The sequence below is a fragment of the Azospira sp. genome (assembly GCF_030247495.1).
Taxonomy (GTDB): Bacteria; Pseudomonadota; Gammaproteobacteria; order Burkholderiales; family Rhodocyclaceae; genus Azospira; species Azospira oryzae.
In genome coordinates this window covers 204,250-230,591 of the sequence record NZ_JAOTRW010000007.1, presented here as the reverse complement: position 1 = coordinate 230,591, position 26,342 = coordinate 204,250, and the positions used below count along the sequence as shown (strand labels likewise).

Sequence of the window (26,342 nt, the reverse complement as noted above, 5' to 3'; positions counted from 1 at the left end):
GGGAAATTGGGGGCGGTCGGGGCCTAGGCGGCGGCCAGGCGGCGGGCCAGCTGCTGCAGGGCTTCGGGCTTGCCGGCGAAAAAGGAAAAGAGGCCGCCCTTGATCTGGCGCGGGCTCGCCTGCCAGGTCAGGTCGCCGTAGCTGGTGCCGGCCACCACTTCCAGCTGGCTGAGGCGCCCCTTGGCCAGGGCCGTCTTGAGGGGAGCGAACCAGCGGTTTTCCAGGTCCGCCAGGGCGTCGCGCCAGGCCTGGGCATCCTGGTCCTGGGCAGCCTGCAGCAGGTCGTCGAGGCACACCAGATGGCGTTCTTCAGCCGGCCCGGCCTGCAACAGGGAGTGGGCGGAGGCGGGCAGGGGATGGTGCTGCAGACCGGCGGCCCGGGCCAGTCCCCGGGGCAGGGGCTGGTTGCTCCAGATGGCGCCTGCCTCCGGGGCCGCTGCCGCCGGCCCCAGGCTGCCGGCGCCCCACAGCCAGAGGCCGTTCACGGCGGGCAGGCCCCGCTCGCCCCGGGCTTCGTTCACCGGGTGGCTGTGCAGCAGCATCTGGATTTCATTCATCAGGGCCAGCAGGCGGCGCGACGGCAGGTCCGCCGGGGTCGGCAGGTTGAGGCGGCGGCCGGCGGCGGCGGAAAGGGGCGGCAGGGCGTCCCCGGGCAGTTCGGCCGCCCAGGGCGTCTCCAGGCGCACATACCAGCGGCTGGCCGTCACCGGGTGGAAGCTGGCCTCGCCCGCATAGTGGGCGTTGAGGCTGGCGGCCAGGGTTTCGACTTCGGCGGCTTGCAGGTCCAGTTCCCGGCTGTCGGCGACGATGATCTCTTCCTGGTGCAGGCGCAGGTGGATGGGGTCGGCACAGAGCCAGATGCCTGCGTCCGGCGCCAGGGCGGCACCGTCCTCTCCCAGCAGGCGCAGGGCGCCCAGGGGTTGCGGCGTCGGGCCCAGCCAGCGGGCCGCCTGGGCCTCGGCGGCCAGGGCCGGGCGGCGCTGCAGTTCGCTCCGTTGCAGCAGGGTGGCCAGGGCCGGGCAATCCAGGGCCTGCCAGGCCAGATCGTCTTCCGGTTCGGGCCACAGCAGTTCGGGAACGAGGAGGGTGAGGCGCATGGGCAAAGCCTGGCTGGAAAAGAAGAATATGGGGGAAAACAAGGAGAATGCGGCGGGGCCGACCGAGGCGACATTTGGTGCTGCTCCGGGAGCTGCGGCCAGCCTTTGAGCCGGGTCCGGCGCCGTCGGCGCCAGCCCGCTGTGTATTGCCGCAAGTGGCCAAAAGCGGGCAAAAGTGTAGCATAGCGCCTTTGCTTTTCAGCCCGTTCCTGCGGGCCTCCCCTCGGCATGAAACTGCCCTACGAACTCCTGGTCGGCCTGCGTTATACCCGGGCCAAGCGCCGCAACCATTTCATCTCCTTCATTTCCCTTATTTCCATGGCCGGCATCGCCCTCGGCGTGGCGGCCCTGATCGTGGTGCTGTCGGTGATGAACGGCTTCCAGAAGGAGCTGCGCACCCGCATCCTGGGGGTGGCTTCCCACATCCAGGTCACCGCCATCAACGGCGAGCTGCACAACTGGCTGGAGGTGGGGCGGCAGACCCTGCAGCATCCGGAAGTGAAGGCGGCGGCGCCCTTCGTCCAGGCCCAGGCCATGCTCTCCCGGGACGAGACGGTGCGCGGCACCCTGGTGCGGGGCATCATCCCCGAGCTGGAGGACAAGGTGGCGGACTTTGGCCGCTTCATGAAGGCGGGCAAGCTGGAGAACCTGCAGCCCGGCGGTTTCGGCATCGTCCTCGGCAGCGACCTGGCCAATGCCATGGGCGTCACCCTGGAGGACAAGGTGACCCTGATCGCGCCCCAGGGCACCGTGACCCCGGCCGGGGTGGTGCCGCGGCTGCGCTCCTTCACCGTGGTCGGCATCTTTGAGGCCGGCATGTATGAATACGACTCGGGCCTGGCTCTCATCGATATGAGCGACGCCCAGCTGCTGTACCGCCTGGGCGACGGCGTCTCCGGCGTGCGCCTGAAGCTGGACGACCTGTTCCGCGCCCCCCGGGTGGCCCGGGAACTGGTGCCCCTGATCCAGGAGGACGCCTACATCTCCGACTGGACCCGCAGCCACGCCAACTTCTTCCGCGCCGTGCAAATCGAGAAAAACATGATGTTCATCATTCTTTCCCTGATCGTGGCCGTGGCAGCATTCAACATCGTTTCCACCCTGGTCATGGCCGTCACCGACAAGCAGGCGGACATCGCCATCCTGCGCACCCTGGGGGCCAGCCCCCGCAGCATCATGGCGGTCTTCGTGGTCCAGGGCGCCCTCATCGGCGTCATCGGCCTGGGCCTGGGGGTGGTCGGCGGCGTCGCCCTGGCCCTGAACATCGACGTGGTGGTGCCCTTCATCGAGCGGGTGCTGGGCACCCAGTTCCTGGCCAAGGATGTGTATTACATCTCCCAGCTGCCGTCGGAACTGCAGTGGGGCGACGTCACCGGTATCACCGCCATCGCCTTCGTGCTGGCCCTGGCGGCAACCCTCTACCCGAGCTGGCGCGCTTCCCGCGTCAATCCGGCGGAGGCCCTGCGTTATGAATGAGGCAGCGATGGCAAGTGCGGCAGCAGTAGCGGAAAGTGCGATGGAGAATAGGGCCAGCGATACGGCCGTGCTGGCCTGCCAGGGCCTGTCCAAGGTCTATCGCCAGGGCGACCTGGAAGTGCCGGTGCTGACCCGCATCGACCTTTCCCTGCAGCCCGGTGAGCGCCTGGCGGTGGTGGGTTCCTCCGGCTCGGGCAAGAGCACCCTGCTGCACCTCCTGGGCGGGCTGGACCGGCCCACCGCCGGCACGGTGCGGCTCAAGGGCGCCGATCCCTTCAGCCTGTCCGAGGCGGCCCGGGGCGAGTGGCGCAACCGCTACCTGGGCTTCGTGTACCAGTTCCACCACCTGCTGGCGGAATTCACGGCCCTGGAGAACGTGGCCATGCCCCTGCTCATCCGCCGCCTGCCCCGGGCCGAGGCGGAAAGCCAGGCCGAGGCCATGCTGCAGAAAGTCGGGCTGGGCCATCGCCTGCACCACCTGCCGTCGGAACTGTCCGGCGGCGAGCGGCAGCGGGCGGCCATCGCCCGGGCCCTGGTGACCCGCCCGGCCTGCGTGCTGGCCGATGAACCGACGGGCAACCTGGACCGTCATACGGCGGAGCAGGTGTTCGACCTGATGCTGGAAGTGAGCCGGGAGCAGGGCACCGCCTTCGTCATCGTCACCCACGATCCGGCCCTGGCGGCCCGGGCCGACCGCACGGTGCACCTGGCCGACGGCATGTTCCTGGAGGAGCCCTGGTAAGCGACCTGTTTTGGCATTGCCCGTAGCAAATACTAAAAAAAGACCCGAGGGAGAAAGGCGGCGCAGACCGCAAGACGCTGTTCAACCTGGAGCCTAAAAAAATGATGCAAATCCTGTTTGCACCGGCCATTGCCTTGATGCATCGGCTGACCTATCCGAAGAAATTCGCCCTCATCGGCCTGGTGGCCCTGATCGCCATCGCCGTGCTCTTCGTCAATCTGTCGCGTCAGTTGCAGAGCCAGATCCACCTGGCCAACGACGAACTGGCGGCCCTGGAGGTGATCGTGCCCATGGACCGCCTGGTGCAGTTCACCCAGCAGCACCGCGGCCTTTCCGCCGGCGTCATCAATGGCGACGCCAGCCTGCTGCCCAAGAGGGAGGCCAAGACCGGCGAAGTGAAGACCGCCCTGCAGGGCCTGGGTCCGATCCTGCCGGCCTCCGTTGCCGCCTCCGAAGAGTGGAAGAAGATCAACGAGGAGTGGAACCTGATTGCCGCCGACGGCCTTTCCTGGACCGCCACGGAGAGCTTTGCGGCCCACACCCGGCTGATCGCCGCCATCCTGCAGCTGAAGGTGGACGTGGCCGACGAGAGCGGCCTCACCATCGACCCCAACATGGATTCCTACTATCTGCTGGAAACCGCCGTGGTCAAGCTGCCCTCCATGCTGGAGCGTCTCGGCCAGACCCGGGCCAAGGGCACCGGCATCCTGGCCAAGAAGAGCATCAACGATCACCAGCGGGTCGATATCGGCATCCTCATGGCCCAGGTTTCCGACACCCTGGCCGCCCTCAATGTGAACCTGCAGAAGACGGCCCGCCACAACCCGGCCATCCGCGACACCCTGGGCACTTCCTCCAAGGATCTCAACGAGGCGGTGAGCGGCCTGGTGAATATCGTGAACCAGGACATCATCGCCGGCATGTTCGTCACCGATTCCGGCGACTTCTTCAAGCAGTCCACCGCCGTCATCGACAAGGGCTACGCCCAGCTCTACGACACCCTGCTGCCCACCGCCAAGCAGCTCATCGGCGAGCGCAAGGCCAAGGCCGAACGAGGCCTGCTGCTCAACCTGGGCCTGTCCCTGGTGATGGTGCTGGTCTTCATCTACCTTTCCGCCGGCGCCTACCTGGCCATCGTTTCCTGCATCACCGGCTTTTCCGCCAGCGCCCACCGCATCGCCCAGGGCGACCTGACGGCCCGCATCCAGCTCCAGTCCAAGGATGAACTGCAGCAGGTGGCCGGCAGCTTCAACGAGGTGGCCGGCGCCTTCGCCAGCCTCACCACCAGCGTGCAGCAGAGCGTGAACCAGCTCTCCGCCTCGGCCCGCAGCATGGCCGACGCCAGCGAACAGATCACCCTGTCCACCCAGCAGCAGAGCGAGGCTGCCTCCTCCATGGCGGCTGCCATCGAGCAGATGACCGTGGGCGTGGATCACATCAGCAAGAATGCCCAGGACGCCCACGCCCTTTCGTCCCAGTCCGGCGACCTGTCGGCCCGGGGCGCCCAGATCGTCGGCAACGTGGTGCAGGAGATCGAGCAGATCGCCAGCGCCGTGAACCAGTCCGCCGGCATCGTGGAGGACCTGGGCCAGCATTCGGAGAAGATTTCCACCATCGTCGGCGTCATCAAGGAAATCGCCGACCAGACCAACCTGCTGGCCCTCAATGCCGCCATCGAGGCGGCCCGGGCCGGCGAGGCGGGTCGGGGCTTCGCCGTGGTGGCCGACGAGGTGCGCAAGCTGGCCGAACGCACCGCCCATTCCACCCAGGAGATCACCGACATGGTGGCCGCCATCCAGGGCGGCACCCAGGAGGCCGTGGTCAGCATGAAGCACGGTGTCGAGCGGGTTTCCCAGGGCGTCGAACTGGCCCGGGAGGCCGGCGACGCCATGGGCCAGATCCAGGCCGGGGCCCAGCAGGTGGTGGACATGGTGAGCGACATTTCCTCCTCCCTGCGGGAACAGAGCGCCGCCAGCACCGAGATCGCCAAGAACGTGGAGCGCATCGCCCAGATGGCGGAGGAGAACAGCGCCGCCGTCAGCGAAAACGCCAACACCGCCGGCCAGCTGGAGCAACTGGCCGAGGCCCTGCAGACCGAGGCGGCCCGCTTCCAGGCCGGCTGATCCTACCCCGTCGGCCTGCCGGCCCGCCTTCTTCAACGGCCCTGCGGGGCCGTTGTCGTTGGTGCCGGGGCCTTGCCGTCGTTACCGTTTTCTTCTTCGTCCGGCCCACCCTGGCCGCTCTCCTTCCAGGCGTAGCGGTCGTACCAGTAGCGGGGCCGGCGCTGCCGTTCGGCCCAGAGTTCCGGCTTGCCGCTGGCCGTGGCTGCGCCCAGGACCAGGCCGATGGCCCCGTCCCGGTCCGTGCGCCAGGCCCGGGCGCCGCTGGCGGCATAGCGTTCCACGACCTCCGGCCGGGGATGGCCGAAGCGGTTGCGGTAGCCCACCGGGTACAGCACCTCCCGGGCGCCGACGGCGGCGACGAAGGGTGCCGTGGATGAACTGCGGCTGCCGTGGTGGGGCACCAGCAGCACCTGGCTGGCCAGCTCCGTCCGGTGACGGGCCAGCAGCCAGGCTTCGTCGGCGGCCTCGATGTCGGCAGTGAGCAGCAGCCGTTGCCCCGCCGCTTGCACCAGCAGGACGCAGCTCTGGTGGTTGCTCCTGCCCTGGGGCGCATCCACCCTGCCTGCCGGCGGATGCAGCATGGAGAAGCGCACCCCGTCCCATTCCCAGCCTTGCCCCTCGGCGCAGGCCCGCCGTTCCTGGGCCAGGGGCTGCAGGTCCCGGGCCTCGGGGGATGCCGGGGGCAGGGAATCGAGCAGCAGCGCCACCGGCAGGCTTTCCAGCACCGAGCGGGCGCCGCCCGAGTGGTCCCAGTCCCGGTGGGTCACCACCAGGGTGTCGAGGCGATCCACGCCGACGGACCGCAGCCAGGGCAGCACCAGCCGCTCCCCCGCATCCGATTCCGGGCTGTAGTAAGGCCCGGCGTCGTAAAGGAGGGTGTGCTTTTGCGTGCGCACCGCCACTGCCAGCCCCTGGCCCACGTCGAGCAGGGTGACCCAGGCCTGGCCCGGCGGCGGCCGGGGCTGGGGCGTGGTCAGCAGGGGCAGCAGCATCAGCAGCCCCAGCCAGCGGCCGGGAAAGCCCCGGGGCAGGAGCACACAGACGCAGCCGAGGGCGGCCAGGAACAGGGCCGGCAGGGTGGGCGCCGGCGGCGTCCACAGGGCCCCGGGCAGGGCTGCCAGCCACTGCAGGCAGAGCATCAGTCCGTGCAGCAGGGCGTGGGCAGCGGCGGCCAGCCCGGGCAGGGGCAGCAGGGCCGCCGCCAGGGCCAGGGGCGTCACCGCCAGGCTGACCAGGGGAATGGCGAGAGCGTTGGCCAGGGGCGAGACCAGGGAGAACTGCTGGAAGAAGAGCAGCAGCAGGGGCAGGGTGCCCAGGGTGGCGACCCACTGGGTCAGGCTCCAGTGTCCCAGGTGCCGCCCCAGGCGGCGCCAGGACTGGCGCGGCGGCTCCTCCGCCAGGGGGCGGGCGGCCAGCAGCAGGGCGCCGACGGCGACGAAGGACAGCCAGAAGCCCGGCGCCAGGACGGCCCAGGGGTCCGGCAGCAGCACCGCCAGCAGGGCGAAGGCGAGGACGTTGCCGGGCGCCACCCGGCGGCCGCTGGCCAGGGCCAGGGCGGCGGCGCCGAGCATGGCCAGGGTGCGCAGGGCCGGCACCCCGGCACCGGCCAGCAGCGTGTAACCGGCCGCCGCCAGCCAGCCGGCCAGGAGCGCCGCCCGCTGGGCCGGCCAGCGCGCCATGAGGGTTGGCGAGCGGCGCCACAGGGCCCCGGCCAGGGCGGCGGCAAGGGCCGCCATCATGGTCACGTGGAGCCCGGAAATGCTCATCAGGTGGGTGGTGCCGGTGCCGGCGAAGACCTTCCACTGGTCGCCGGGAATGGCCTTCTGGTCCCCCACCGCCAGGGCGGTGAGGATGCCGGCGTAGGGATAGTCGGCCTCCGGCAGGCGGGCCTGGAAGTCCTCCCGCACCGCCTGGCGCAGCCGTTCGATGCGGCTGAAGAAGCCGTCGCTGCGGCCCAGCAGGCGGTTGTCCCCAGCTTCGCGCACATAGCCGGTGGCGCCGATGCCCCGTTCCAGGAGCCAGGCCTCGTAGTCGAAACCGGCGCCGTTGGCGTGGCCGTGGGGGCGCTTCAGGCGCACCGTCAGCTGCCATTTCTGGCCCGGCTCCAGGCGCGGCCGGGGCGTTTCCGGCCGGTCGTACCAGGAGAGCAGGAGGGTCGGCGGCAGGCTCACTCCGGCCCCGGGCGCCACGGCGAACTCGAAGCGCTGGCCCCGGCCAAAGTCCTGGGGCAGGGCGGCGATGCGGCCCTGCAGCTGCAGGTCCAGTCCTTCCAGGGCCGGCGCCAGCCGTTCGGCAAGGCGGGTCTCGGCCCGCCAGCCGGCCCACAGGAAACCCAGGGCCGCGGCCAGCAGGATTGTTCCCAGGCGGGGCAGGGCGCCGGGCCGCCGCCCCAGTGCCAGCAGCCCGAGGGTTGCCGCCGCCCCCAGGGGCAGCCAGGGCCAGGGCGGCAGGGCCGGCTGCTGTTGCAGCAGGACGATGCCCAGGGCGAAGGAATAGAGGGGCCAGTTCATGGCGATAGCATAGCCACTTTCGCCCCCGGGCTGGCCCTGGGCCGTCCGGGGGCCGGCGCAGTAGAATGAATCCATGGTGCGCAAACATCTGAAGCGTTTTCTGCCCGACCACCAGGCCCTGATCGGCAACCGCTGGCTGGCGCCCTTTGCCGGCACCCTGCTGCATCCCCGCCTGTGGCACCTGAACCGCCATTCCGCCGCCGGCGGCGTGGCCGTGGGCCTCTTCTGCGGCCTCATTCCAGGCCCCTTCCAGATGCTGGGGGCGGCCATCCTGGCCACCCTGTTCCGGGTCAATCTGCCCCTGGCCCTGGTGACCACCCTGTACACCAATCCCCTGACCATCGTGCCGCTCTACTTCGTCGCCTACCATCTGGGCCGGCTGGTGCTGCTGCGGGAAGGAGGCGCCTTCGTGGCGCCGCCGGAGCCGGGGGATGGGGGCATGCTGGCCTGGATCGGCGCCCTGGGCGACTGGCTGCTGGCCCTGGGCGAGCCCCTGGCCCTGGGCCTGGTGTGCCTGGGCCTGCTGCTGGCCCTGGCGGGATATGGTATTGTCCGTACGGCATGGCGCGCATACCTGCTCTACGCATGGCGCCGCCGCCGCTATCGCCAACCACCGCCGCCGCCCCCGAATCCATTCCCATGAGTGCCAGCACCAGCAATCAGCCGCTCCAGGTCCAGCGTTACCTCTATGGAGCCCTGATCATGCTGGTGGCCGTGCATGTCATCGGCACCTTCGGCTACCACCTGCTGACCGGGGGGCGCTACACCTGGTTCGACTGCTTCTACATGACCTTCATCACCGTGGCCACCATCGGCTACGGCGAAATCATCGAGATGACCCAGAATCCGGCGGCCCGGATGTTCACGGTGTTCATCGGCATTCTCGGGGCAGGCACCCTGTCCTTTCTCTTCTCCACGGTCACGGTGACCCTGGTGGAATCGGATCTCAACGGCACGCTGCGGAGACGGCGCATGGAAAAGATGATCAAGAAGCTCACCGGCCATTACATCGTCTGCGGTTTCGGACGGGTGGGCCGCAACGTGGCGCGGGAGCTGGAAGCCACCAACCGCCACTTCGTCGCCATCGAGGAAAACCTGGAAGGCCTGGAGGCCCAGCGGGAAAAAAGCCCGGGCCTGCTCTACCTGCACGGCGACGCCTCCGACGACGACGTGCTGCTGGGCGCCGGGCTGGAATCGGCCCGGGGCGTCTTCGCCGTCACCGGCGACGATTCGCGCAACCTGATGATCACCATCACGGTGAAGCAGCTCAATCCGGCCATCCGGGTGGTGGCCCGCTGCCAGGAGTCGCGCAACGTGGAGAAGATGAAGAAGGCCGGCGCCGACGCCATCTTCTCCCCGGACCTGACCGGCGGCATGCGCCTGGCCTCCCTCATGGTGCGGCCCCACGTGGTCTCCTTCCTCGACGAGATGCTGAAGTCGGAAAAGCGCCTGCGGGTGGAAGAGGTGGCGGTGCCCGGCCATTTCCCGCCGACGCCCCTGGGCAACCTGAAGCTGCGCAGCAACGAGTACGTGTTGCTGGCGGTGCGGGAAAAGCTGGACTGGGTCTTCAACCCGCCCAAGGACTACGAACTGAATCCCGGCTACGTCATCGTCGCCATGGCCTCGGCCCTGGGGCGGCAGGAGCTGGAAGCCTCCCTGCTGGAAATGATCGGCTAGGCGGCGGGGCGCTCCCCCGCGGGAGTGCTAGACTTTGGGCCATACCCTCTGCCAGGAGACGAGGCCCATGAATATCTGCAACAGTCTGCGCCGCCTGTTTTCCCCCGCGCCGGCCATGGTCGAGAAGCGGGTGCTCTGCGCCGCCCTGGACGGCTCCGGCCTGCATCGCATGGCCTATACCCAGTGGGGCGATCCCGCCAATCCCCGGGTCCTGGTGTGCGTGCACGGCCTCACCCGCAACGGTCGCGATTTCGATTTCCTTGCCCGCCAGCTGAGCCGGCACTACCGGGTGGTGTGCCCGGACGTGGTCGGCCGGGGCCGCAGCGACTGGCTGAAAAAGGCGTCCGGCTACGGTTTTCCCCAGTACGTGGCGGACATGGTGAGCCTCATCGCCCGCCTCGACGTGGCCGAAGTGCACTGGCTCGGCACCTCCATGGGCGGCCTCATCGGCATGTGCATCGCCGCCATGGAGCGCAGCCCCATCACCCGTCTCATCCTCAACGACGTGGGGCCGGTGATCACCAACGAATCCCTGCGCCGCATCGGCGAATACGTGGGCAAGGCGCCCCGCTTCCCCAGCCTGGAGGCGGCGGAGCAGTTCATCCGCCAGGTCTCGGCCCCCTTCGGCTCGCTGACGGACGCCCAATGGCGCCACCTGACCGAGACCAGCGTGCGCCAGGCCGACGATGGCCAGTGGGAGATGCGTTACGACCCGGCCATCGCCGAGGCCTTCCAGCTCGGCTTCGTCATGCACCAGGACGTCATCCTGTGGCCCTACTACGACGCCATCCGCTGCCCGACCCTGGTCATCCGCGGCGCCGAGTCGGACCTGCTGCCCCGGGAGGCCCTGGCCGAGATGGCCCGGCGCGGTCCCCAGGCGTGGACCCGGGAAATCCCCGGCGTCGGCCACGCCCCCATGTTCCAGGACCCGGCCCAGGTGGCGGTGGTCCGGGAATTCCTGCTGGGAGCCTGATGTGGCCAAAGTGAATGTGCTCGGGCGCGAGCTGGAATACGAGCTGATCAGCGCCCACCAGATCTATCGCCCGACCCTGGTGTTCCTGCACGAGGGCCTGGGCTGCGTCGGCTTCTGGCGCGACTTCCCGCACAAGGTGGCCCAGGCCACGGGCTGCCGCACCCTGGTCTTTTCCCGCCAGGGTTACGGCGATTCGGACCCGGCGCCGTCACCGCGCACTCCCCGCTACATGCACGACGAGGCTCTGGAGATGCTGCCCGCCACCCTGGCCGCCCTGGACATCGAACGGCCCGTGCTGGTGGGTCATTCCGACGGCGGCTCCATCGCCCTGATCCACGCCGGCACCTATCCCGAGGCCGTCTCCGGCCTGGTGGTGCTGGCGCCCCACGCCTGGGTGGAGGAGGAGGCCCTGGCCGGCATCCGCCAGGCCGGCGAAGCCTGGCGCCAGACCGACTGGCCCTCCCGCCTGGGGCGCTACCACCGGGATGCCTTCCGGGTCTTCCACGACTGGCACGATACCTGGCTCTCGCCCCAGTTCCGCGACTGGAACATCGAGTCCTACCTGTCGGGCATCCGGGTGCCGGTGCTGGCCATCCAGGGCAAGGACGACGAATACGCCACCCTGCGCCAGATCGAGGTCATCGCCGAGCAGGTGCCGGCGGAGGTGGAACTGCTGGAACTGGCGGACTGTCGCCACTCGCCCCACCGGGATCAGCCGGAGGCGGTGCAAGAAGCCCTGGTGCGCTACCTGGAGCGGCTGGAACCGGCGGCCTGAGCCCGGGCCAGGGGGTCCTGGCGGTAGAACAGGGCCAGCTGGGCGTAGAGGGCCGGATACTCGGCGGCCACCACCTGGGGCTGTTCGAAAAAGCTCTCCGAGACCACGGCGAAAAATTCCCCCGGATGCTCGGCGCCGTAGGGGTCGATGGGCAACTGCTCGAGGGCCTCCTCGCCCCTGGCTTCGGCCCGCTCCACCCGGGCCAGGAAATCATCGTAGGCCCCGTCCAGGGCGGCTATCCAGGCCTCCTTGTCCATGCCCGGATGCAGGGGCGGCAGGCCGTCCGGGGCGCCGTTGATCATGTCCAGCTTGTGGGCGAATTCGTGGATCACCACGTTGTAGCCGTCCCCCGCCATCTGGCTGTCCTGCCAGGAGAGGATCAGGGGGCCGCCGTCCCAGGCCTGGCCCGCCGCCACCTCGTCGTATTCGTGCACCACCCCGTCCGGGTCCATCTCCTGGCGGGGCACCACGAACTCGTCCGGATAGACGATGATCTCGACCCAGTCGTCGTACCACTCCAGGCCCAGGTTGAGGATGGGCAGGCAGCCCTGGGCGGCGATGTGCACGCCCATGGCGTCATCCACCTCCAGGCCGGCGGCTCCGGAAAACTGCTTGGCCGCCAGGAAGGCTTCGCTGAGGCTTTGCAGGCGCGCCAGGTCCGCCGCCGGAAGCCATTGCAGGAAGGGCAGGCGGGCCACGGTCTGCTGCCACAGGGGCTGCGGAATGGGGCGGGGCCGGCGGCGTCCCAGCAGTCGGTCGAGCCAGCCCATCAGGCGCCCTTGAGACGGGGCAGGCGGGCCATGGTCAGGTAGATGCCGCTGAAAATGAGGCCGATGCCGACGAAGTGGTAGAGGTGGGGCAGTTCGCCCAGGAAGAGGGCGGAGAGCAGGGTGCCGAAGACCGGCATGAGGTGGATGAAGAGGCTGGCCTTGTTGGCCCCCACCTCGGCCACGCCCCGGTTGTAGAAGATGTAGCCGACGAAGCTGGGCAGGACGCCGACGTAGGCGATGCCGGCCAGGGAGCCCCAGTGCAGGTTGATGTGCCGGGCCGGGCCGCCGAAGGCCCCCAGCTCGTGGGCGTAGATGGGCGCCAGGGCCAGCACCCCCACCAGGGTCAGGGCGCCCAGCATGAGCATGGGATGCACCCCGGCCGGGCGCCACTGCAGGCCCACGGTGTAGATGGCCCAGGTCAGCACCGCCCCCAGCATCCACACGTCCCCCAGGTTGAGGGAAAGGCCCAGCAGCACCGCCAGGTCGCCCCGGGCGATGATGGTGGTGGCGCCGAGGAAGGAAATGGCCACGCCCACCGCTTCGATGGGTTTGAGGCGCTTGCCCAGGAACAGCCAGGAGAGGGCGATGGTGACGATGGGAATGAAGGAGTTGAGCAGCACCGCATTGGTGGCGGCGGTGTACTGCAGGGCCACGTAGGCGAAGGTGTTGTAGCAGCCGACGCCGAGGATGCCCAGCAGCAGCACCGGCTTCCAGCCCTTTTTCAGCAGGGGCCACTGTTCCTTCAGGTGGGGCAGGGCCAGGGGCGCGATCAGGGCCAGGGCGATGACCCAGCGCCAGAAAGCCAGGGCGATGGGCGGCACGTCGGCGCGGATGCCGCGGCCCAGGACCATGTTGCCGGACCAGAAGAGGGCGGTCAGGGTCAGCAGCAGGTAGGGATGCCGGTAAAGGGGCGTGTTGGGGTTCATGTCTCTCTGTCCGGCCGCTACCTGGGGGCGCGGCCTTTGTCGTTGGCTGGAGCGTGGATTATGCCCCAACGGCGGGCCAGTGCCCGGGGTCGCGGCGGACCTACGTTGGCGGCACTGCCGGCCCCGGGAGGCGGCCCGGCGCGGGTCCCGGCGTATTTGCCGCCAGGGGCGTATAATCCGCGCCATGGTTTCCGTCGTCCATTCCGTCGCCGCGCAGAGCGACTTCGAACAGTCCCTCCTGACCCTCACCGATGGCCTCTCCGAAAACGAGACGGCCTTTATCCGGGAGGCGGCCCTCTTCGCCCGTGACGCCTATGGCGACAACACCCTGGGCAGCGGCGAGGGCATCCTCTCCCACGCCCTGGGGATGGCCCTCATCATCGCCGGCCTGAAGCTGGACGCGGACTCCCGCGCCGCGGCCCTGCTCTTCGCCGTGGCCACCTACGACGAGAAGGGCCTGGAAACCCTCAACGAACGCTTTGGCGGCGGCGTCGCCCACCTGGTGGGCGGCATCTCCCGCCTCAACCGGCTGCGCCCCATCTCCCGCGGCTTCGTCGCCGACACCACCCAGAATCCCCAGGAAATGAAGGCCCAGGTGGAAGTCCTGCGCAAGATGTTCCTGGCCATGGTGGAAGACATCCGGGTGGTGCTGCTGCGCCTCGCCTCCCGCACCCAGACCCTGCGTTACTACGCCGCCGAGCCGGACGACCTGCGGGTGCACGTGGCCCGGGAAACCCTGGAACTGTATTCGCCCCTGGCCAACCGCCTGGGGGTGTGGGAACTGAAGTGGGAGCTGGAGGACCTCTCCTTCCGCTTCATCCACCCGGACACCTACAAGAAAATCGCCAAGATGCTCGACGAGAAGCGTCTGGAGCGGGAGCAGTTCATCATCGACGCGGTGGACCGGGTCAAGTCCGAGCTGGCGGCGGTGGGCATCCACAAGGCGGAAATCTACGGCCGGCCCAAGCACATCTATTCCATCTGGAACAAGATGCGCAAGAAGGGCGTGGATTTCTCCGAGGTGTACGACATCCGGGCCCTGCGCGTCATCGTGGACGAGGTCAAGGACTGCTACACGGTGCTGGGCATCGTGCACAACATCTGGACGCCGATCCCCAAGGAATTCGACGACTACATCTCCAATCCCAAGGGCAACAACTACCGCTCCCTGCACACCGCCGTGCGCTGCCCCGACGGGCGCAGCCTGGAAGTGCAGATCCGCACCTGGGAAATGCACCGCCACGCCGAGCTGGGCGTGGCCGCCCACTGGCGCTACAAGGAAGGCACCAAGCACAGCTCCGAGGACAACTACGACGACAAGATCGCCTGGCTGCGCCAGCTGCTGACCTGGAAGGACGAAGTATCCGACTCCTCCGACTGGGTGAACCACTACAAGCAGGCCGCCCTGGACGAGACCATCTACGTCATGACGCCCCAGGGCAAGGTGGTGGACCTGCCCCAAGGCGCCACCCCGGTGGACTTCGCCTACCGCCTGCACACCGACCTGGGCCACCGCTGCCGCGGCGCCAAGGTGGACGGGGCCCTGGTGCCCCTGGATACGGCCCTGAAGACCGGGCAGCGGGTGGAGATCGTCGCCGCCAAGCAGGGCGGCCCCTCCCGGGACTGGCTCAATCCCTCCCTCGGCTACATCGCCACCAAGACGGCACGCACCAAGGCCCGGGCCTGGTTCTCCAACCTGGCCCTGGAAGAATCCCTGGCCGAAGGCCGGGGCATCGTGGCCAAGGAAATCCAGCGGGTCGGCGGCGGCGGCACCAATCTGGAAGAACTGGCGGGCAAGCTGGGCTACGCCAAGGCGGACGACCTCTACATCGCCGCCGCCCGCAACGAACTCAACCTGCGCCTGTTCCAGGCCGCCGTGCGCGGCACCGAGCCGCCGGTGGACGAGCGGGGCATGGAACCCATGCCGGTGCGCCGGCCCAAACCGGCTGAAGGGGAGGGCGCCGGCGACCGGGGCATTCTCATCGTCGGCGTGGACAAGCTATTGACCCAGCTGGCCCGCTGCTGCAAGCCGGCACCGCCGGACCCGATCCAGGGTTTCGTCACCCGGGGCAAGGGCGTCTCCATCCACCGGGCCGACTGCCCGGACTTTGCCAACCTCCAGGCCCTGCACCCGGAGCGGGTGATCGAGACCGAGTGGGGCGGCCATCCCCACGGCATCTTTCCGGTGGACATCACGGTGGACGCCCACGACCGCCAGGGCCTGCTGCGGGACATCTCCGACGTCTTCGCCCGGGAGAAGATCAACGTCATCGGCGTGCAGACCCTCTCCAAGCAGGGCCAGGCCCACATGGGCTTCACCGTGGAAATCCTCAACCTGCCCCAGCTGACGCGGACCTTGAAGCTGATCCACGATGTCCAGGGCGTGGTGGGGGCGCGGCGGGGGTGACGCCCGCCAGGTAAAGCCGCCTCGCTCGGCTGTGGCCGGACGCCCCGGCGGCAAGAAAAAACGCCCTCCAAGGAGGGCGTTTTCTTTTTCGCCTGCTACCGCGGGGCGGTTCAGGCGCCGGCGCGGATGAAGTCGGCGAACTTGGCCAACTGGCCGGCAATGTAATCCCGGGTGCTGGCGTCGTTGAGCTTGCCGTTGGCCGCATCCACCTTGTTCTGCACGCTGCCCACCATCACTTCCGGCACGTTGAAGACCCGCGGGTTGAGATAGATCAGCACCTGGCGCAAGTGGTACTGGGCCCGGGCGCCGCCAAAGGGGCCCATGGAGGCGGATTGCAGGGCCACCGGCTTGCCGGCGAAGGGCTGGTTGGGAATCCGGGAGAGCCAGTCGATGGCGTTCTTCAGCACCCCGGGTACGGAATAGTTGTATTCGGGGGTGATGATGATGAGGCCATCGGCGGCCCGGATGGCGTCAGCCAAGGCAGTGACGGCGGGTGGGATGCCCTGGGCTTCCACGTCGCCGTTGTAGAGGGGAATGTCGTTGAGGGCGGGCAGGGCGCTGATGGTGACGCCGGCCGGGGCCAGTTCCGGCAGGGTGTTGGCGACCATGCGGTTGTAGGAGGCCTGGCGCAGGCTGCCAACCAGGGTGACGATGCGCAGCGGGGTGGCGGTGCTCATTTCCTCTTCTCCTTGAAGTCAGTGCAACGGGAACGGGTGAGGCGGGATGATGCGGGGTGACGCAGTCTGGGGGTGAGGCCAGGGAAGTGACAGCATCGTTCCCCTGGCCGGGAAAGGCAAGGCCGTCGCCGGGGGCGGCGGTATGGGCATCTGCGGCCACCCTGCCCTGGAAGGCAGAAGGGACGCCACTCCCGGCCCTTGATGCGCGGAGATGGGCGTCCCTTCTGCCTTCTGGCGGGGGTAGGGTTCGGGCTTTTCAGACGCCGCTGGAAAGCCCCTGCAGCAGTTCGCTCTGGGCGCAGCGGGGCTTGGCCCGGGGGCTGCGCTTGCGGGTGTAGCCGCCGGAGGCGCCATCCATTTCCCAGGCCTGCTGGTTATCCACCATGTAGGGGCGCAGGCCTTCGACGATGACCCGCTTCTTCAGCTTCGGGTCCAGTACCGGGAAGCACAGTTCGATGCGGCGGAAGAAGTTGCGTTCCATCCAGTCGGCGGAGGAGAGATAGACGTTTTCCGCGCCATCGGCGTGGAAATAGAAAATCCGGTGGTGTTCGAGGAAGCGGCCGATGATGGAGCGCACCCGGATGTTCTCCGACAGCCCCGGCACCCCGGGGCGCAGGGCGCAGACGCCACGCACGATGAGATCGATCTTCACCCCGGCCTGGGAGGCTTCGTAGAGGGCCATGATGGTCTCCGGCTCGAGCAGGGAATTCATCTTGGCGATGATGCTGGCGGGCCGGCCGGCCTTGGCGTGTTCCGCTTCCTTGCGAATGGCGGCGATGATGTTGGCGTGCAGGGTAAAGGGCGCCTGCCACAGGTGGTGCAGGGCCTGGGCCCGGCCCAGGCCGGTGAGCTGCTTGAAGACTTCGTTGACGTCGGCCCCCATCTGCTCGTCCGCGGTGAGCAGACCGAAGTCGGTGTACAGCCGGGCGGTGCGTGGGTGGTAATTGCCGGTGCCCAGGTGCACATAGCGGCGCAGGCGGCTCTGGCCGTTCTTGTCCTCTTCCCGGCGCACGATCATGATCATCTTGGCGTGGGTCTTGTGGCCCACCACGCCGTACACCACGTGGGCGCCGACTTCTTCCAGACGGGTGGCCCAGTTGATGTTGGCCTCTTCGTCGAAACGGGCCATCAGTTCCACCACCGCGGTCACTTCCTTGCCGTTCTCGGCGGCGCGGATGAGGGATTCCATCAGCACCGAGTCGGTGCCGGTGCGGTACACCGTCATCTTGATGGCCACCACCGCCGGGTCCGTGGCCGCCTGGCTGAGCAGGTCGATCACCGGGGTGAAGCTCTGGTAGGGGTGGTGCAGCAGGATGTCGTTCTTGCGGATACTGGCGAAGATGCTGGCCCGCTTTTCCAGGGTCTTCGGCAGCCCCGGGGGGAAGGGGGGGAATTTCAGGTCCGGCCGGTCCACCTGGTCGGGAATTTGCATCAGGCGCACCAGATTCACCGGGCCGTTTACCCGGTACAGATCGTTTTCCGACAGGTTGAACTGGCCGAGCAGGAATTCGCTCATGGCGGGGGAGCAGTTGTCTGCAACCTCCAGACGCACCGCATCACCGAAATGACGCTGGGGCAGTTCGCCCTGAATCTTGGTGCGCAGGTTCTTCACCTCTTCCTCGTCCACGAAGAGGTCGGAGTTGCGGGTGACGCGGAACTGGTAGCAACCCAGCACGTTCATGCCGGCGAATAGTTCGCCGACGAAGGCATGGAGGATGGAGGAGAGGAAGACGAAGCTATATTCCGTTTCTCCCAACTCACGCGGCAGGCGGATGACCCGGGGTAGCACCCGGGGCGCCTGGACGATGGCGGCGCCGGAATTGCGACCAAAGGCGTCCCGCCCTTCCAGTTCCACGGCGAAGTTGAGGCTCTTGTTGAGCACCCGGGGGAAGGGGTGGGAAGGGTCCAGGCCGATGGGGGTGAGCACCGGCATCACCTCGCGGAAGAAATAGTCTCGCACCCACTCGCGCTGGGCGTCGGTCCAGCGGGTACGGCGCAGGAACTGCACGCCTTCCTTCTCCAAAGCCGGCAGCACATCGGCGTTGAGCAGTTCGTACTGCTCGTGCATCAGGCGGTGGGCTTCGGCGGATACCTGGCGATACACCTCCTGGGGCGTCTTGCCGTCGGTGGTGCGGGTGGAGGAACCCAGCTTGAGCTGTTCTTTCAGGCCGGCGACACGAATCTCGAAAAACTCGTCCAGGTTGGAGGAAACGATGCACAGGTAACGCAGCCGCTCCAACAGTGGGATGGAAAGGTTCTCTGCCTGGGCGAAGACACGGCGGTTGAAGGCCAGCAGGCCCAGTTCCCGGTTGATGAAATTTTCCGGGGGGAAGCGGCGGTAGATGTGGGATCGGTTCAGGTTCATGGCGGCGGTGGCGCGGGGCAGGGGAGTGGCGTGATTGCCGGATTACGGACAAACGCCATTTTGTTACGTTAATGTTAAGGGAATATGACCGCAAACGACCAGTATGCGCCCTTTCCCACGGTTGGTGCCGTGCGGGGCGTTCCGGGTCGCTGTCACGAGACGCCCACATTGCGGGTGCTAGAATGACGGCTCTCCGACAGAACAAGAGCCACTGAAAAGGCTGCCCGCTGCATGCGCTATGAATTGATTGCCGCCGTCGATCTGGGCTCCAACAGCTTCCGCCTGCAGGTCGGGCGGGTGGTGGACGACCAGATCTATCCCCTGGATTCCCTCAAGGAGCCGGTCCGGCTCGCTTCCGGCCTGTCCCCCGACAAATACCTCAACGAAGCCGCCCAGGAACGGGCCATCGCCGCCCTGCGCCTGTTCGGCGAGCGCCTGCGGGGTTTCGCCCCCGACGCCGTGCGGGTGGTGGCCACCAACACCCTGCGGGTAGCGAAGAACGCCCCCGAACTGCTGCCCCGGCTGGAAGAGGCCCTGGGCTTCCCCATCGAAATCATCGCCGGCCGCGAAGAGGCGCGCCTGATCTACATCGGCGCCGCCCATTCCCTGCCGCCGGCGGAGCACAAGCGCCTGGTCTTCGACATCGGCGGCGGCTCCACCGAATTCATCATCGGCCGCGGCGCCGAGCCCCTGCTGCTGGAATCCCTGTACATGGGCTGCGTCAGCTACACGGTGCGCTTCTTCCCCGACGGCAAGGTGGACAAGAAGCGCCTGCGGGAAGCCGAAGTGGCGGCGGGCAAGGAAATCCAGACCATCGCCCACGACTACCAGCGCCTGGGCTGGAACGAGGCCGTCGGCTCCTCCGGCACGGCCCGGGCCATCGCCGACGTGCTGGAGCTGAACAACCTCAATCCGGGCGGCGTCGCCGGCATCACCCGGGAGGGCCTGCAGAAGCTGCGCGCCATCCTGCTCAAGGCCGGCTCCGCCGAGGCCATGCCCCTGGAAGGCCTGCGCAACGACCGCACGCCGGTGCTTTCCGGCGGCATCGCCATCATGGGCGCCATCTTCGAGACCCTGCAGCTGGAGCACATGACCTACGGTGACGGCGCCCTGCGCCTGGGGGTGCTCTACGACCTGCTGGGCCGTTTCCACCACCACGACATGCGCGACGCCACCGTGGCCAGCTTCATGCGCCGCTACCAGGTGGATCTGTGGCAGGCCCAGCGGGTGGAGCAGACCGCCGGGGAAATCTTCAGCCACCTTGATACGGGCGGCTGCGGCGGCGACAGCACGGACCGGGACAATGCGGAGCATTTCCTGCGCTGGGCCGCCAAGCTGCACGAGATCGGCATTTCCATCGCCCACAACGGCTACCACAAACACGGCGCCTACATCCTCACCTTCGCCGACATGCCCGGCTTCTCCAAGAAGGACCAGGCCCGCCTGGCCATGCTGGTGCTGGGGCACCGGGGCAAGCTGGACAAGGTGGCGGTGCTGCCCAAGGGCGACGTGAACTGGCTGCTGATCCTCTCCCTGCGCCTGGCCGTACTCTTCCACCGCTCCCGCAGCGACCAGGGGCGGCCGCCCTACAGCATCGCCATGGGCGACAAGGGCGCCACCCTGGAACTGCCGGCGGACTGGCTGGCCGCCAATCCCCTGACGGCGGCAGCCTTCGCCGAAGAAATCCAGGCCTGGCAGCGGGCCGGCCTGGAATTCCGCCTGAAGCGCCTCAACGCCGCCAAGGGTGGCGGCAGGCAGGCGGCCTGAAGCCATGAACGCGGGCGGCCTGGAAACGGTACAGGGCGACGCGGGCCCCATCGCCCGCATCAGCGGCGACTGGACCCTGGCCTCCCTGCCCCGTTCCCTGGCCGAGCTGGAAGATCGCCTGGCCGCCCTGGCCGCCGCCGGTGCCGGCTGGGACCTGACCACCCTGGGGCGTCTCGACAGCCTGGGGGCGCTCCTCCTGTGGCGCGCCTGGGGCCGCCAGTGGCCGCCCGGCGTGGCCCTGGCAGCCGATCACCGGCGCGCCCTGGAACGGGTGGCGGCCCTGCCGCCGGCGGCTGCGGCCCTGCCGCCGGCCCGCCCCTTCGAAGCGGTGGAAGCCCTCGGCGTCTTCGTCCTCAAGTTCAGCCACAACCTGCTCGGCCTGGTGGCCCTGCTGGGCCAGCTGGTGCTGGACCTGGCCTACCTGCTGCGCCATCCCCGGGAACTGCCCTGGGTCGAGTACTCGGCCACCCTCTACAAGAGCGGCGCCAAGGCCCTGCCGGTGACGGCCCTGGTGGGTTTTCTCATCGGCGTGGTGATGAGCTACCTGTCGGCCCTGCAACTGAAGATGTTCGGCGCCGACATCTTCATCGTGAACATCCTGGGCATCAGCATCATCCGGGAACTGGGGCCGGTGCTGGTGGCGGTGCTGGTGGCCGGCCGTTCCGGCTCGGCCATGACGGCCCAGATCGGCGTCATGCGGGTCACCGAGGAAATTGACGCCCTGGCCACCATGGGCATCTCCCGCACCCAGCGCCTGGTGCTGCCGAAAATCGCCGCCCTCACCACCGCCTTGCCCCTGCTGGTGCTGTGGACCTCCGCCGCCGGCATCCTGGGCGGCATGGTCTCGGCCAACCTGCAGCTAGGGTTGTCCTACGGTTTCTTCCTCGACCAGCTGCCCAAGGCCGTGCCCCTGGCCAACCTGTGGATCGGCCTGGCCAAGGGCTGGGTTTTCGGCCTGCTCATTTCCCTGGTGGCCTGCCACTTCGGCCTCCACGTCAAACCCAACACCGAGAGTCTTTCGGCCCGCACCACCGCCGCCGTGGTCACCGCCATCACCATCGTCATCCTGGTGGATGCTCTGTTCGCCATCGCCACCCGCGAGATCGGGCTGCCCAAATGAGCCGGCCGGTCATCGAAGTCCATGGCCTGTGGAGCCGCTACGGTGACACGGTGATCCATCGGGAGCTGGACCTGGTGGTGGAGCAGGGCCAGATGGTGGGCCTGGTGGGCGGCTCCGGTAGCGGCAAGACCACCCTGCTGCGGGAGGTGGTGGGGCTGCTGCGACCGTGGAAGGGGCGGGTCCATCTCTTCGACTGCCCCCTCTATTCGGGGGACCCGGGCGTGGACCGGGCCCTGCGCCAGCGCTTCGGCATGCTGTTCCAGCAGGGCGCCCTGTATTCGGCCCTCTCCGTTTTCGACAACGTGGCTTTCCCGTTGCGGGAATTCGGCCTGGAGGACGAGAGCCTGATCCGGGACCTGGTGCACCTGAAGCTGGCCATGGTGGAACTGGACCCGCGCCACGGCCTGCTCAAGCCGGCGGAACTTTCCGGCGGCATGGTCAAGCGGGTGGCCCTGGCCCGGGCCCTGGCCCTGGAGCCGGAACTGCTGATCCTGGACGAGCCCACCGCCGGCCTGGACCCGGACCGCAGCGAAGGCTTCGTGCGCCTGATCCGGGAACTGCAGGCCGAGCTGGGCTTCACCGTGATCATGGTGACCCACGACCTGGCCACCCTGACCGGCCTGTCCACCCATATCGCCGTGCTGGCCGACCAGCGCATCGTCGCCTTCGGCACGCCGGAGGAGGTGCGCCGGGTGGAGCATCCCTTCATTTCGAGTTTTTTCGGCGGCGCCGCCGCGGCCCCAGGCCCGGCCGCCCCCGCGCCCCTCTAGGCGTCAGCAGGAGTCGTTTATGGAAAACCGCGCCCATGCCCTCGTTGCCGGACTGTTCACCCTGCTTCTGGCAGCGGCCGTCCTGTTCTCCGTGTGGTGGTTCGGCGGCAAGCACGACGTCACCCGGGACTACCTGGTGGTGACCCAGGGCAACGTCACCGGCCTCAACCTGCAGGCCCAGGTGCGCTACCGGGGCATCCGCGTCGGCCGGGTGGAGGATATCCGCCTGGACAAGAACCAGCCCGACGACATCCTCATCCGCATCAGCATCCTCGACGAGGTGCCGGTGACCCGCAGCACCGTGGCCCTGCTCAACTACCAGGGCGTCACCGGCCTGGCCCAGGTGCAGCTGGAGGAGCGGGGCGACGACGACCGTCCCCTGGCGGCCGGCGACGGCCTGCCGCGCATTCCCATGCAGCCTTCCCTGATCCAGGAGCTTTCCGATGCCGGCGCCGAGACCCTGCGCCAGGCGCGGGAACTGCTGACTTCCGCCAACCAGCTGGTGGGGGAGGAGAACCAGCGCCGGGTCGGCAACACCCTGGCCAACCTGGAAAGCATCTCCGCCGGCCTGAAACCCGCCGCCCAGGAGCTGGGGCCGACCCTGGTGCAGCTGCGCAAGGCCCTGGCCGACGACAACCTGAAACACCTCAGCAGCGCCCTCGAAGGCAGCGCCGGCACCGCCAGGGAAGCCAAGGAACTGGTGGCCGGCCTGCGCCGCCTGTCGGAGCGGCTGGAACAGTCTGGCGGCGGCGAATCCGGCGCCGGGCTGCTGTCGCCGCGCTGGGGCGACCTGGCCGGCGACATCGCCGCCAGCACGCGCCAGCTCAATCGGGTCCTGAACCAGGTGGAACGGGACCCTCAAAGCCTCATCTTCGGCGCCCCGGCCCCCGTGCCCGGCCCCGGGGAGCCCGGCTTCCTGCCCCATCCCGGGAGAAATCCATGACCTTCGCCACCATCGGGCGCCTCGCCGCCTGTTCCCTGCTGCTGACCCTGGCCGCCTGCGCCGGCGGCCGCGGCGCCCCGCCGGCCGCCACCTACGATTTCGGGCCGCGCCTGGCCGAGGCCAGCGCCGTGGCCAGGCCCGTCAGCCTGGAGCTGCGCCTGGTCCCCTGGCTCGATACGCCGGCAGTGAATTACCGTCTGGCCTACGACGACGCCAGCCGCCTCATGGCCTACAGCCAGAGCCGCTGGGCGGCGCCGGCGGGGCAGTTGCTCAACCTGCGCCTGCGTCAGCAGCTGGGCGGCGGCAACGGCGGTTGCGCCCTGCGCCTGGAGGTGGATGAATTCACCCAGGTCTTCGACAGCCCGACCCAGAGCCGCGGCGTGTTGCAGGGCCGCATGACATTGTTCGACAAACAGCGCAAACTCATATTCGAGCGTCCGTTCAGCGTGGAGAAGCCCGCTCCTAGCCCCGATGCGCGGGGTGGGGTGGTTGCGCTGAGCCTGGCTGCCGATGCCTTCGGCCAGGAAATCGGACGTCGGCTGGCCGACCTGGAGCGGGAGGCCAGACTGGCTCCCTGCCGTTAGCAGTCCGGGGGCAGGGAGTTCATGAAAAATACCAACGCAAACACATAAGAGGGATATTCATGGCAGGTCATAACGACAACAGCAGCAACATCTACAAGCAGGGTCTGGAAAAGAATGCGGCCAACTATGTGCCGCTGTCGCCGCTAACCTTCATTGCCCGTTCCGCCTACATCTACCCGGAACGGGTGTCCGTGATCCACGGCCAGCGCCGCTATACCTGGCTGGAAACCTTCAACCGCGCCAGGCGCCTGGCCTCCGCCCTGGAAGCCCGGGGCATCAAGGAAGGCGACACCGTCGCCGTGATGCTCAACAACACGCCGGAAATGTACGAATGCCACTTCGGCGTGCCCGTCACCGGGGCCGTGCTCAACACCCTCAACACCCGTCTCGATCCCGAAGCCGTGGCCTTCATGCTGAACCACGGCGAGGCCAAGATCCTCATCACCGACAAGGAGTATTCCCACATCGTCGGGCCGGCCCTGGAAAAACTGGGCCGCAGCATCGTCGTCATCGATGTGAACGACAGCGAATACACCGGCCCCGGTGACCTGCTGGGAGAGAAGGACTACGAGGTCCTGCTGGCCGAAGGCACCCCGGACTACGAGTGGAAGGGCCCCCAGGACGAATGGGACGCCATCTCCCTCAACTACACCTCCGGCACCACCGGCAACCCCAAGGGCGTGGTCTATCACCACCGGGGCGCCTACCTCAACGCCATGTCCAACATCGTTTCCTGGGGCATGCCGCCCCACTCGGTGTACCTGTGGACCCTGCCCATGTTCCACTGCAACGGCTGGTGCTTCCCCTGGACCATGGCGGCCAATGCCGGCACCAACGTCTGTCTGCGCCGGGTCGATCCCAAGCTGATCCTGCAGTCCATCCGGGAAAACAAGGTGACCCACTACTGCGGCGCGCCCATCGTCCATTCCATGCTGGCCAATGCGCCGGCCGAATGGCGTGAAGGCATCAACCACGGCGTCTCCGGCCTCATCGCCGCCGCGCCGCCCCCCGCCGCCGTCATCGAAGGCATGGCCAAGATCGGCTTCAAGATCACCCACGTCTATGGCCTGACCGAGACCTACGGTCCCGCTTCCGTCTGCGCCCAGCAGCCCGAGTGGTTCGATCTGCCGGTGGGCGAGCAGGTTAACCTGAACGGCCGCCAGGGTGTGCGCTACCACGCCCAGGAAGCCATCACCGTGCTCGATCCGGCCACCATGGAGGCGGTGCCCTGGGACAACGAGACCATGGGCGAGATCATGTTCCGCGGCAACCTGGTGATGAAGGGCTACCTGAAGAACCCCAAGGCCACGGAAGAGTCCTTCGCCGGCGGTTACTACCACACCGGCGACCTGGCGGTGATGCAGGCCGACGGCTACGTCAAGATCAAGGACCGTTCCAAGGACGTGATCATCTCCGGTGGCGAGAACATCTCCTCCATCGAGGTGGAAGACACCCTCTACCGCCATCCGGCGGTGATGGCCGCGGCCGTGGTGGCCACCCCCGATCCCAAGTGGGGCGAGGTGCCGGCCGCCTTCATCGAACTGAAGGACGGCGTCAGCATCACCGAGGTGGAAATCATCGAGTTCTGCCGCGAGCACATGGCCCGCTTCAAGGTGCCGAAGAAGGTCATCTTCGGACCCCTGCCCAAGACTTCCACGGGCAAGATCCAGAAGTACGTGCTGCGGGAAATGGCCAAGTCCACCGCCGCCATCGAGTAATCCAGCCGCATCCATAACCAAGCCGGGGGCAGACAGCACAGCCTCCGGCTTTTTTCTGTAGGAGACAAACAATGACAAACCAGGAACCCATCCTGCTGCGCGAAGACCGCCCCGACGGCCGTACCACCCTGGTGCTGAACCGTCCGGCCCAGTTCAATTCCCTCTCCAACGCCATGCTGGAAACCCTGCTGGCCGAACTGCAGAGCATCGCCGCCGACAAGACGGTCCGCGTCGTGGTGCTGCAGGGCGCCGGCAAGGCCTTCTGTGCCGGCCACGACCTCAAGGAAATGCGCAGCAACCACGACAAGGCCTTCATGCAGGCCCTGTTCAAGCTGTGTGCCAAGGTCATGCTGACCATCCAGGAAATGCCCCAGCCGGTCATTGCCCGCATCCACGGCATCGCCACCGCTGCCGGCTGCCAGCTGGTGTCCATGTGCGACCTGGCGGTGGCCGCCGACGTGGCCAAGTTCGCCGTTTCCGGCATCAACGTGGGCCTCTTCTGCTCCACCCCCGCCGTCGGCCTGGCGCGCAACATGGGGCGCAAGGAAGCCCTGGAAATGCTGCTCACCGGCGAGTTCATCGATGCCGGGGAAGCCCAGCGCCGGGGCCTGGTGAACCGGGTGGTGGCCCTGGGCGATCTTGACGAGGCGGTGGAGCACCTGGTGCAGTCCATCCTGGCCAAGAGCCCGGTGGCCGTGGCTACGGGCAAGCAGATGTTCTACAAGCAGCTGGAAATGGGCATCGAAGCGGCCTACCAGTATGCCGGCGAGGTCATGGCCTGCAACATGATGGCCGGCGATGCCGCCGAGGGCATCGACGCTTTCATCGAAAAGCGCAAGCCAGTCTGGCAGGCCGCCTGAACGGGCCCGACAGGGCCGGAAATGTCCTGCAGCCGGGACTTTCCCGGCCCTGCCGCGGTAGG

Annotated in this window: 21 protein-coding genes; 15 read left to right on the top strand and 6 right to left on the bottom strand. The window is 68.0% G+C overall.

Going from position 1 to position 26,342, the window contains the following annotated elements:
- Positions 1 to 23: 23 nt before the first annotated feature.
- Entirely contained in the window at positions 24 to 1,097 is a 1,074-nt protein-coding gene (locus OEL49_RS12290) for a hypothetical protein (RefSeq protein WP_287874863.1), read from the bottom strand.
- Between the two features lie 234 nt (positions 1,098 to 1,331).
- Between OEL49_RS12290 and OEL49_RS12285 the strand changes: the two genes are divergently transcribed.
- The 3 genes from OEL49_RS12285 (at position 1,332) to OEL49_RS12275 (ending at position 5,438) form a co-directional block, all read left to right on the top strand.
- The gene (locus OEL49_RS12285; RefSeq protein ID WP_287874890.1) at positions 1,332 to 2,573 is read left to right on the top strand and encodes a lipoprotein-releasing ABC transporter permease subunit; all 1,242 of its coding nucleotides are present in this window, start codon (positions 1,332 to 1,334) and stop codon (positions 2,571 to 2,573) included.
- 40 nt (positions 2,574 to 2,613) lie between these two features.
- Positions 2,614 to 3,315 carry a lipoprotein-releasing ABC transporter ATP-binding protein LolD gene (gene lolD / locus OEL49_RS12280; RefSeq protein WP_043798326.1) on the top strand — a complete coding sequence of 234 codons (702 nt, stop codon included), beginning with the start codon at positions 2,614 to 2,616 and terminating at the stop codon, positions 3,313 to 3,315.
- Between the two features lie 101 nt (positions 3,316 to 3,416).
- The gene (locus OEL49_RS12275) at positions 3,417 to 5,438 is read left to right on the top strand and encodes a methyl-accepting chemotaxis protein (protein WP_014237872.1); all 2,022 of its coding nucleotides are present in this window, start codon (positions 3,417 to 3,419) and stop codon (positions 5,436 to 5,438) included.
- Positions 5,439 to 5,470: 32 nt separating this feature from the next.
- On the opposite strand, the gene OEL49_RS12270 is transcribed toward OEL49_RS12275, so the two are convergent.
- Complete coding sequence (locus tag OEL49_RS12270; protein WP_287874860.1) at positions 5,471 to 7,948, bottom strand: DNA internalization-related competence protein ComEC/Rec2; 2,478 nt, start codon at positions 7,946 to 7,948, stop codon at positions 5,471 to 5,473.
- 76 nt (positions 7,949 to 8,024) lie between these two features.
- On the opposite strand from OEL49_RS12270, the gene OEL49_RS12265 reads away from it, so the two are divergent.
- The 4 genes from OEL49_RS12265 to OEL49_RS12250 all read left to right on the top strand — a co-directional run bounded on the left by OEL49_RS12265 (position 8,025) and on the right by OEL49_RS12250 (position 11,373).
- Positions 8,025 to 8,591, top strand: coding sequence for a DUF2062 domain-containing protein (locus OEL49_RS12265; protein ID WP_043799396.1), 567 nt, complete (start codon positions 8,025 to 8,027; stop codon positions 8,589 to 8,591).
- Entirely contained in the window at positions 8,588 to 9,625 is a 1,038-nt protein-coding gene (locus OEL49_RS12260; protein ID WP_287874858.1) for a potassium channel family protein, read from the top strand. The genes OEL49_RS12265 and OEL49_RS12260 overlap by 4 nt, the downstream gene beginning before the upstream one ends.
- A gap of 67 nt (positions 9,626 to 9,692) precedes the next feature.
- The gene (locus tag OEL49_RS12255; RefSeq protein WP_014237840.1) at positions 9,693 to 10,598 is read left to right on the top strand and encodes an alpha/beta fold hydrolase; all 906 of its coding nucleotides are present in this window, start codon (positions 9,693 to 9,695) and stop codon (positions 10,596 to 10,598) included.
- 1 nt (position 10,599) lies between these two features.
- Positions 10,600 to 11,373 carry an alpha/beta fold hydrolase gene (locus OEL49_RS12250; RefSeq protein ID WP_014237839.1) on the top strand — a complete coding sequence of 258 codons (774 nt, stop codon included), beginning with the start codon at positions 10,600 to 10,602 and terminating at the stop codon, positions 11,371 to 11,373.
- Here OEL49_RS12250 and OEL49_RS12245 read toward each other — a convergent pair.
- Both OEL49_RS12245 and OEL49_RS12240 read right to left on the bottom strand, forming a co-directional pair.
- Positions 11,343 to 12,143, bottom strand: coding sequence for a zinc-dependent peptidase (locus OEL49_RS12245; protein ID WP_014237838.1), 801 nt, complete (start codon positions 12,141 to 12,143; stop codon positions 11,343 to 11,345). The two genes, OEL49_RS12250 and OEL49_RS12245, sit on opposite strands and share 31 nt — an antisense overlap.
- Positions 12,143 to 13,069 (bottom strand): DMT family transporter, encoded by a 927-nt coding sequence (locus OEL49_RS12240; protein ID WP_014237837.1) that lies wholly within the window; start codon positions 13,067 to 13,069, stop codon positions 12,143 to 12,145. The genes OEL49_RS12245 and OEL49_RS12240 overlap by 1 nt, the downstream gene beginning before the upstream one ends.
- Positions 13,070 to 13,253: 184 nt before the next feature.
- Here OEL49_RS12240 and OEL49_RS12235 point away from each other — a divergent pair, with 184 nt between their 5' ends.
- Entirely contained in the window at positions 13,254 to 15,476 is a 2,223-nt protein-coding gene (locus tag OEL49_RS12235) for a RelA/SpoT family protein (protein ID WP_014237836.1), read from the top strand.
- A 110-nt stretch (positions 15,477 to 15,586) separates the two neighbouring features.
- Here OEL49_RS12235 and OEL49_RS12230 read toward each other — a convergent pair whose 3' ends face one another.
- The gene (locus OEL49_RS12230) at positions 15,587 to 16,153 is read right to left on the bottom strand and encodes an NADPH-dependent FMN reductase (RefSeq protein ID WP_014237835.1); all 567 of its coding nucleotides are present in this window, start codon (positions 16,151 to 16,153) and stop codon (positions 15,587 to 15,589) included.
- A gap of 256 nt (positions 16,154 to 16,409) precedes the next feature.
- Positions 16,410 to 18,518 carry a polyphosphate kinase 1 gene (gene ppk1 / locus OEL49_RS12225; RefSeq protein WP_014237834.1) on the bottom strand — a complete coding sequence of 703 codons (2,109 nt, stop codon included), beginning with the start codon at positions 18,516 to 18,518 and terminating at the stop codon, positions 16,410 to 16,412.
- Positions 18,519 to 18,749: 231 nt separating this feature from the next.
- On the opposite strand from ppk1, the gene ppx reads away from it, so the two are divergent.
- The 7 genes from ppx (at position 18,750) to OEL49_RS12190 (ending at position 26,280) form a co-directional block, all read left to right on the top strand.
- The gene (gene ppx / locus OEL49_RS12220) at positions 18,750 to 20,285 is read left to right on the top strand and encodes an exopolyphosphatase (RefSeq protein WP_014237833.1); all 1,536 of its coding nucleotides are present in this window, start codon (positions 18,750 to 18,752) and stop codon (positions 20,283 to 20,285) included.
- Between the two features lie 4 nt (positions 20,286 to 20,289).
- Positions 20,290 to 21,405 (top strand): MlaE family ABC transporter permease, encoded by a 1,116-nt coding sequence (locus OEL49_RS12215; protein ID WP_014237832.1) that lies wholly within the window; start codon positions 20,290 to 20,292, stop codon positions 21,403 to 21,405.
- Positions 21,402 to 22,175 carry an ABC transporter ATP-binding protein gene (locus OEL49_RS12210; RefSeq protein ID WP_014237831.1) on the top strand — a complete coding sequence of 258 codons (774 nt, stop codon included), beginning with the start codon at positions 21,402 to 21,404 and terminating at the stop codon, positions 22,173 to 22,175. The genes OEL49_RS12215 and OEL49_RS12210 overlap by 4 nt, the downstream gene beginning before the upstream one ends.
- 19 nt (positions 22,176 to 22,194) lie before the next feature.
- Positions 22,195 to 23,118, top strand: a complete 924-nt coding sequence (locus OEL49_RS12205) for an MlaD family protein (protein ID WP_014237830.1) — start codon at positions 22,195 to 22,197, stop codon at positions 23,116 to 23,118.
- Entirely contained in the window at positions 23,115 to 23,702 is a 588-nt protein-coding gene (locus OEL49_RS12200; protein ID WP_014237829.1) for an ABC-type transport auxiliary lipoprotein family protein, read from the top strand. The genes OEL49_RS12205 and OEL49_RS12200 overlap by 4 nt, the downstream gene beginning before the upstream one ends.
- Before the next feature lie 59 nt (positions 23,703 to 23,761).
- Positions 23,762 to 25,420, top strand: coding sequence for an acyl-CoA synthetase (locus OEL49_RS12195; RefSeq protein ID WP_287874848.1), 1,659 nt, complete (start codon positions 23,762 to 23,764; stop codon positions 25,418 to 25,420).
- A 71-nt stretch (positions 25,421 to 25,491) separates the two neighbouring features.
- A complete protein-coding gene (locus OEL49_RS12190; protein WP_014237827.1) occupies positions 25,492 to 26,280 on the top strand; it encodes an enoyl-CoA hydratase in 789 nt (262 codons plus the stop codon).
- Positions 26,281 to 26,342: the final 62 nt, after the last annotated feature.

Bases quoted from the DNA above. Each gene is read 5' to 3' on its own strand.
- OEL49_RS12290 (WP_287874863.1), bottom strand. From the start codon at position 1,097: ATGCGCCTCACCCTCCTCGTTCCCGAACTGCTGTGGCCCGAACCGGAA.
- lolD (WP_043798326.1), top strand. From the start codon at position 2,614: ATGGAGAATAGGGCCAGCGATACGGCCGTGCTGGCCTGCCAGGGCCTG.
- OEL49_RS12275 (WP_014237872.1), top strand. From the start codon at position 3,417: ATGATGCAAATCCTGTTTGCACCGGCCATTGCCTTGATGCATCGGCTG.
- OEL49_RS12270 (WP_287874860.1), bottom strand. From the start codon at position 7,948: ATGAACTGGCCCCTCTATTCCTTCGCCCTGGGCATCGTCCTGCTGCAA.
- OEL49_RS12260 (WP_287874858.1), top strand. From the start codon at position 8,588: ATGAGTGCCAGCACCAGCAATCAGCCGCTCCAGGTCCAGCGTTACCTC.
- OEL49_RS12255 (WP_014237840.1), top strand. From the start codon at position 9,693: ATGAATATCTGCAACAGTCTGCGCCGCCTGTTTTCCCCCGCGCCGGCC.
- OEL49_RS12245 (WP_014237838.1), bottom strand. From the start codon at position 12,143: ATGGGCTGGCTCGACCGACTGCTGGGACGCCGCCGGCCCCGCCCCATT.
- OEL49_RS12240 (WP_014237837.1), bottom strand. From the start codon at position 13,069: ATGAACCCCAACACGCCCCTTTACCGGCATCCCTACCTGCTGCTGACC.
- OEL49_RS12235 (WP_014237836.1), top strand. From the start codon at position 13,254: ATGGTTTCCGTCGTCCATTCCGTCGCCGCGCAGAGCGACTTCGAACAG.
- OEL49_RS12230 (WP_014237835.1), bottom strand. From the start codon at position 16,153: ATGAGCACCGCCACCCCGCTGCGCATCGTCACCCTGGTTGGCAGCCTG.
- ppk1 (WP_014237834.1), bottom strand. From the start codon at position 18,518: ATGAACCTGAACCGATCCCACATCTACCGCCGCTTCCCCCCGGAAAAT.
- ppx (WP_014237833.1), top strand. From the start codon at position 18,750: ATGCGCTATGAATTGATTGCCGCCGTCGATCTGGGCTCCAACAGCTTC.
- OEL49_RS12215 (WP_014237832.1), top strand. From the start codon at position 20,290: ATGAACGCGGGCGGCCTGGAAACGGTACAGGGCGACGCGGGCCCCATC.
- OEL49_RS12210 (WP_014237831.1), top strand. From the start codon at position 21,402: ATGAGCCGGCCGGTCATCGAAGTCCATGGCCTGTGGAGCCGCTACGGT.
- OEL49_RS12205 (WP_014237830.1), top strand. From the start codon at position 22,195: ATGGAAAACCGCGCCCATGCCCTCGTTGCCGGACTGTTCACCCTGCTT.
- OEL49_RS12200 (WP_014237829.1), top strand. From the start codon at position 23,115: ATGACCTTCGCCACCATCGGGCGCCTCGCCGCCTGTTCCCTGCTGCTG.
- OEL49_RS12195 (WP_287874848.1), top strand. From the start codon at position 23,762: ATGGCAGGTCATAACGACAACAGCAGCAACATCTACAAGCAGGGTCTG.
- OEL49_RS12190 (WP_014237827.1), top strand. From the start codon at position 25,492: ATGACAAACCAGGAACCCATCCTGCTGCGCGAAGACCGCCCCGACGGC.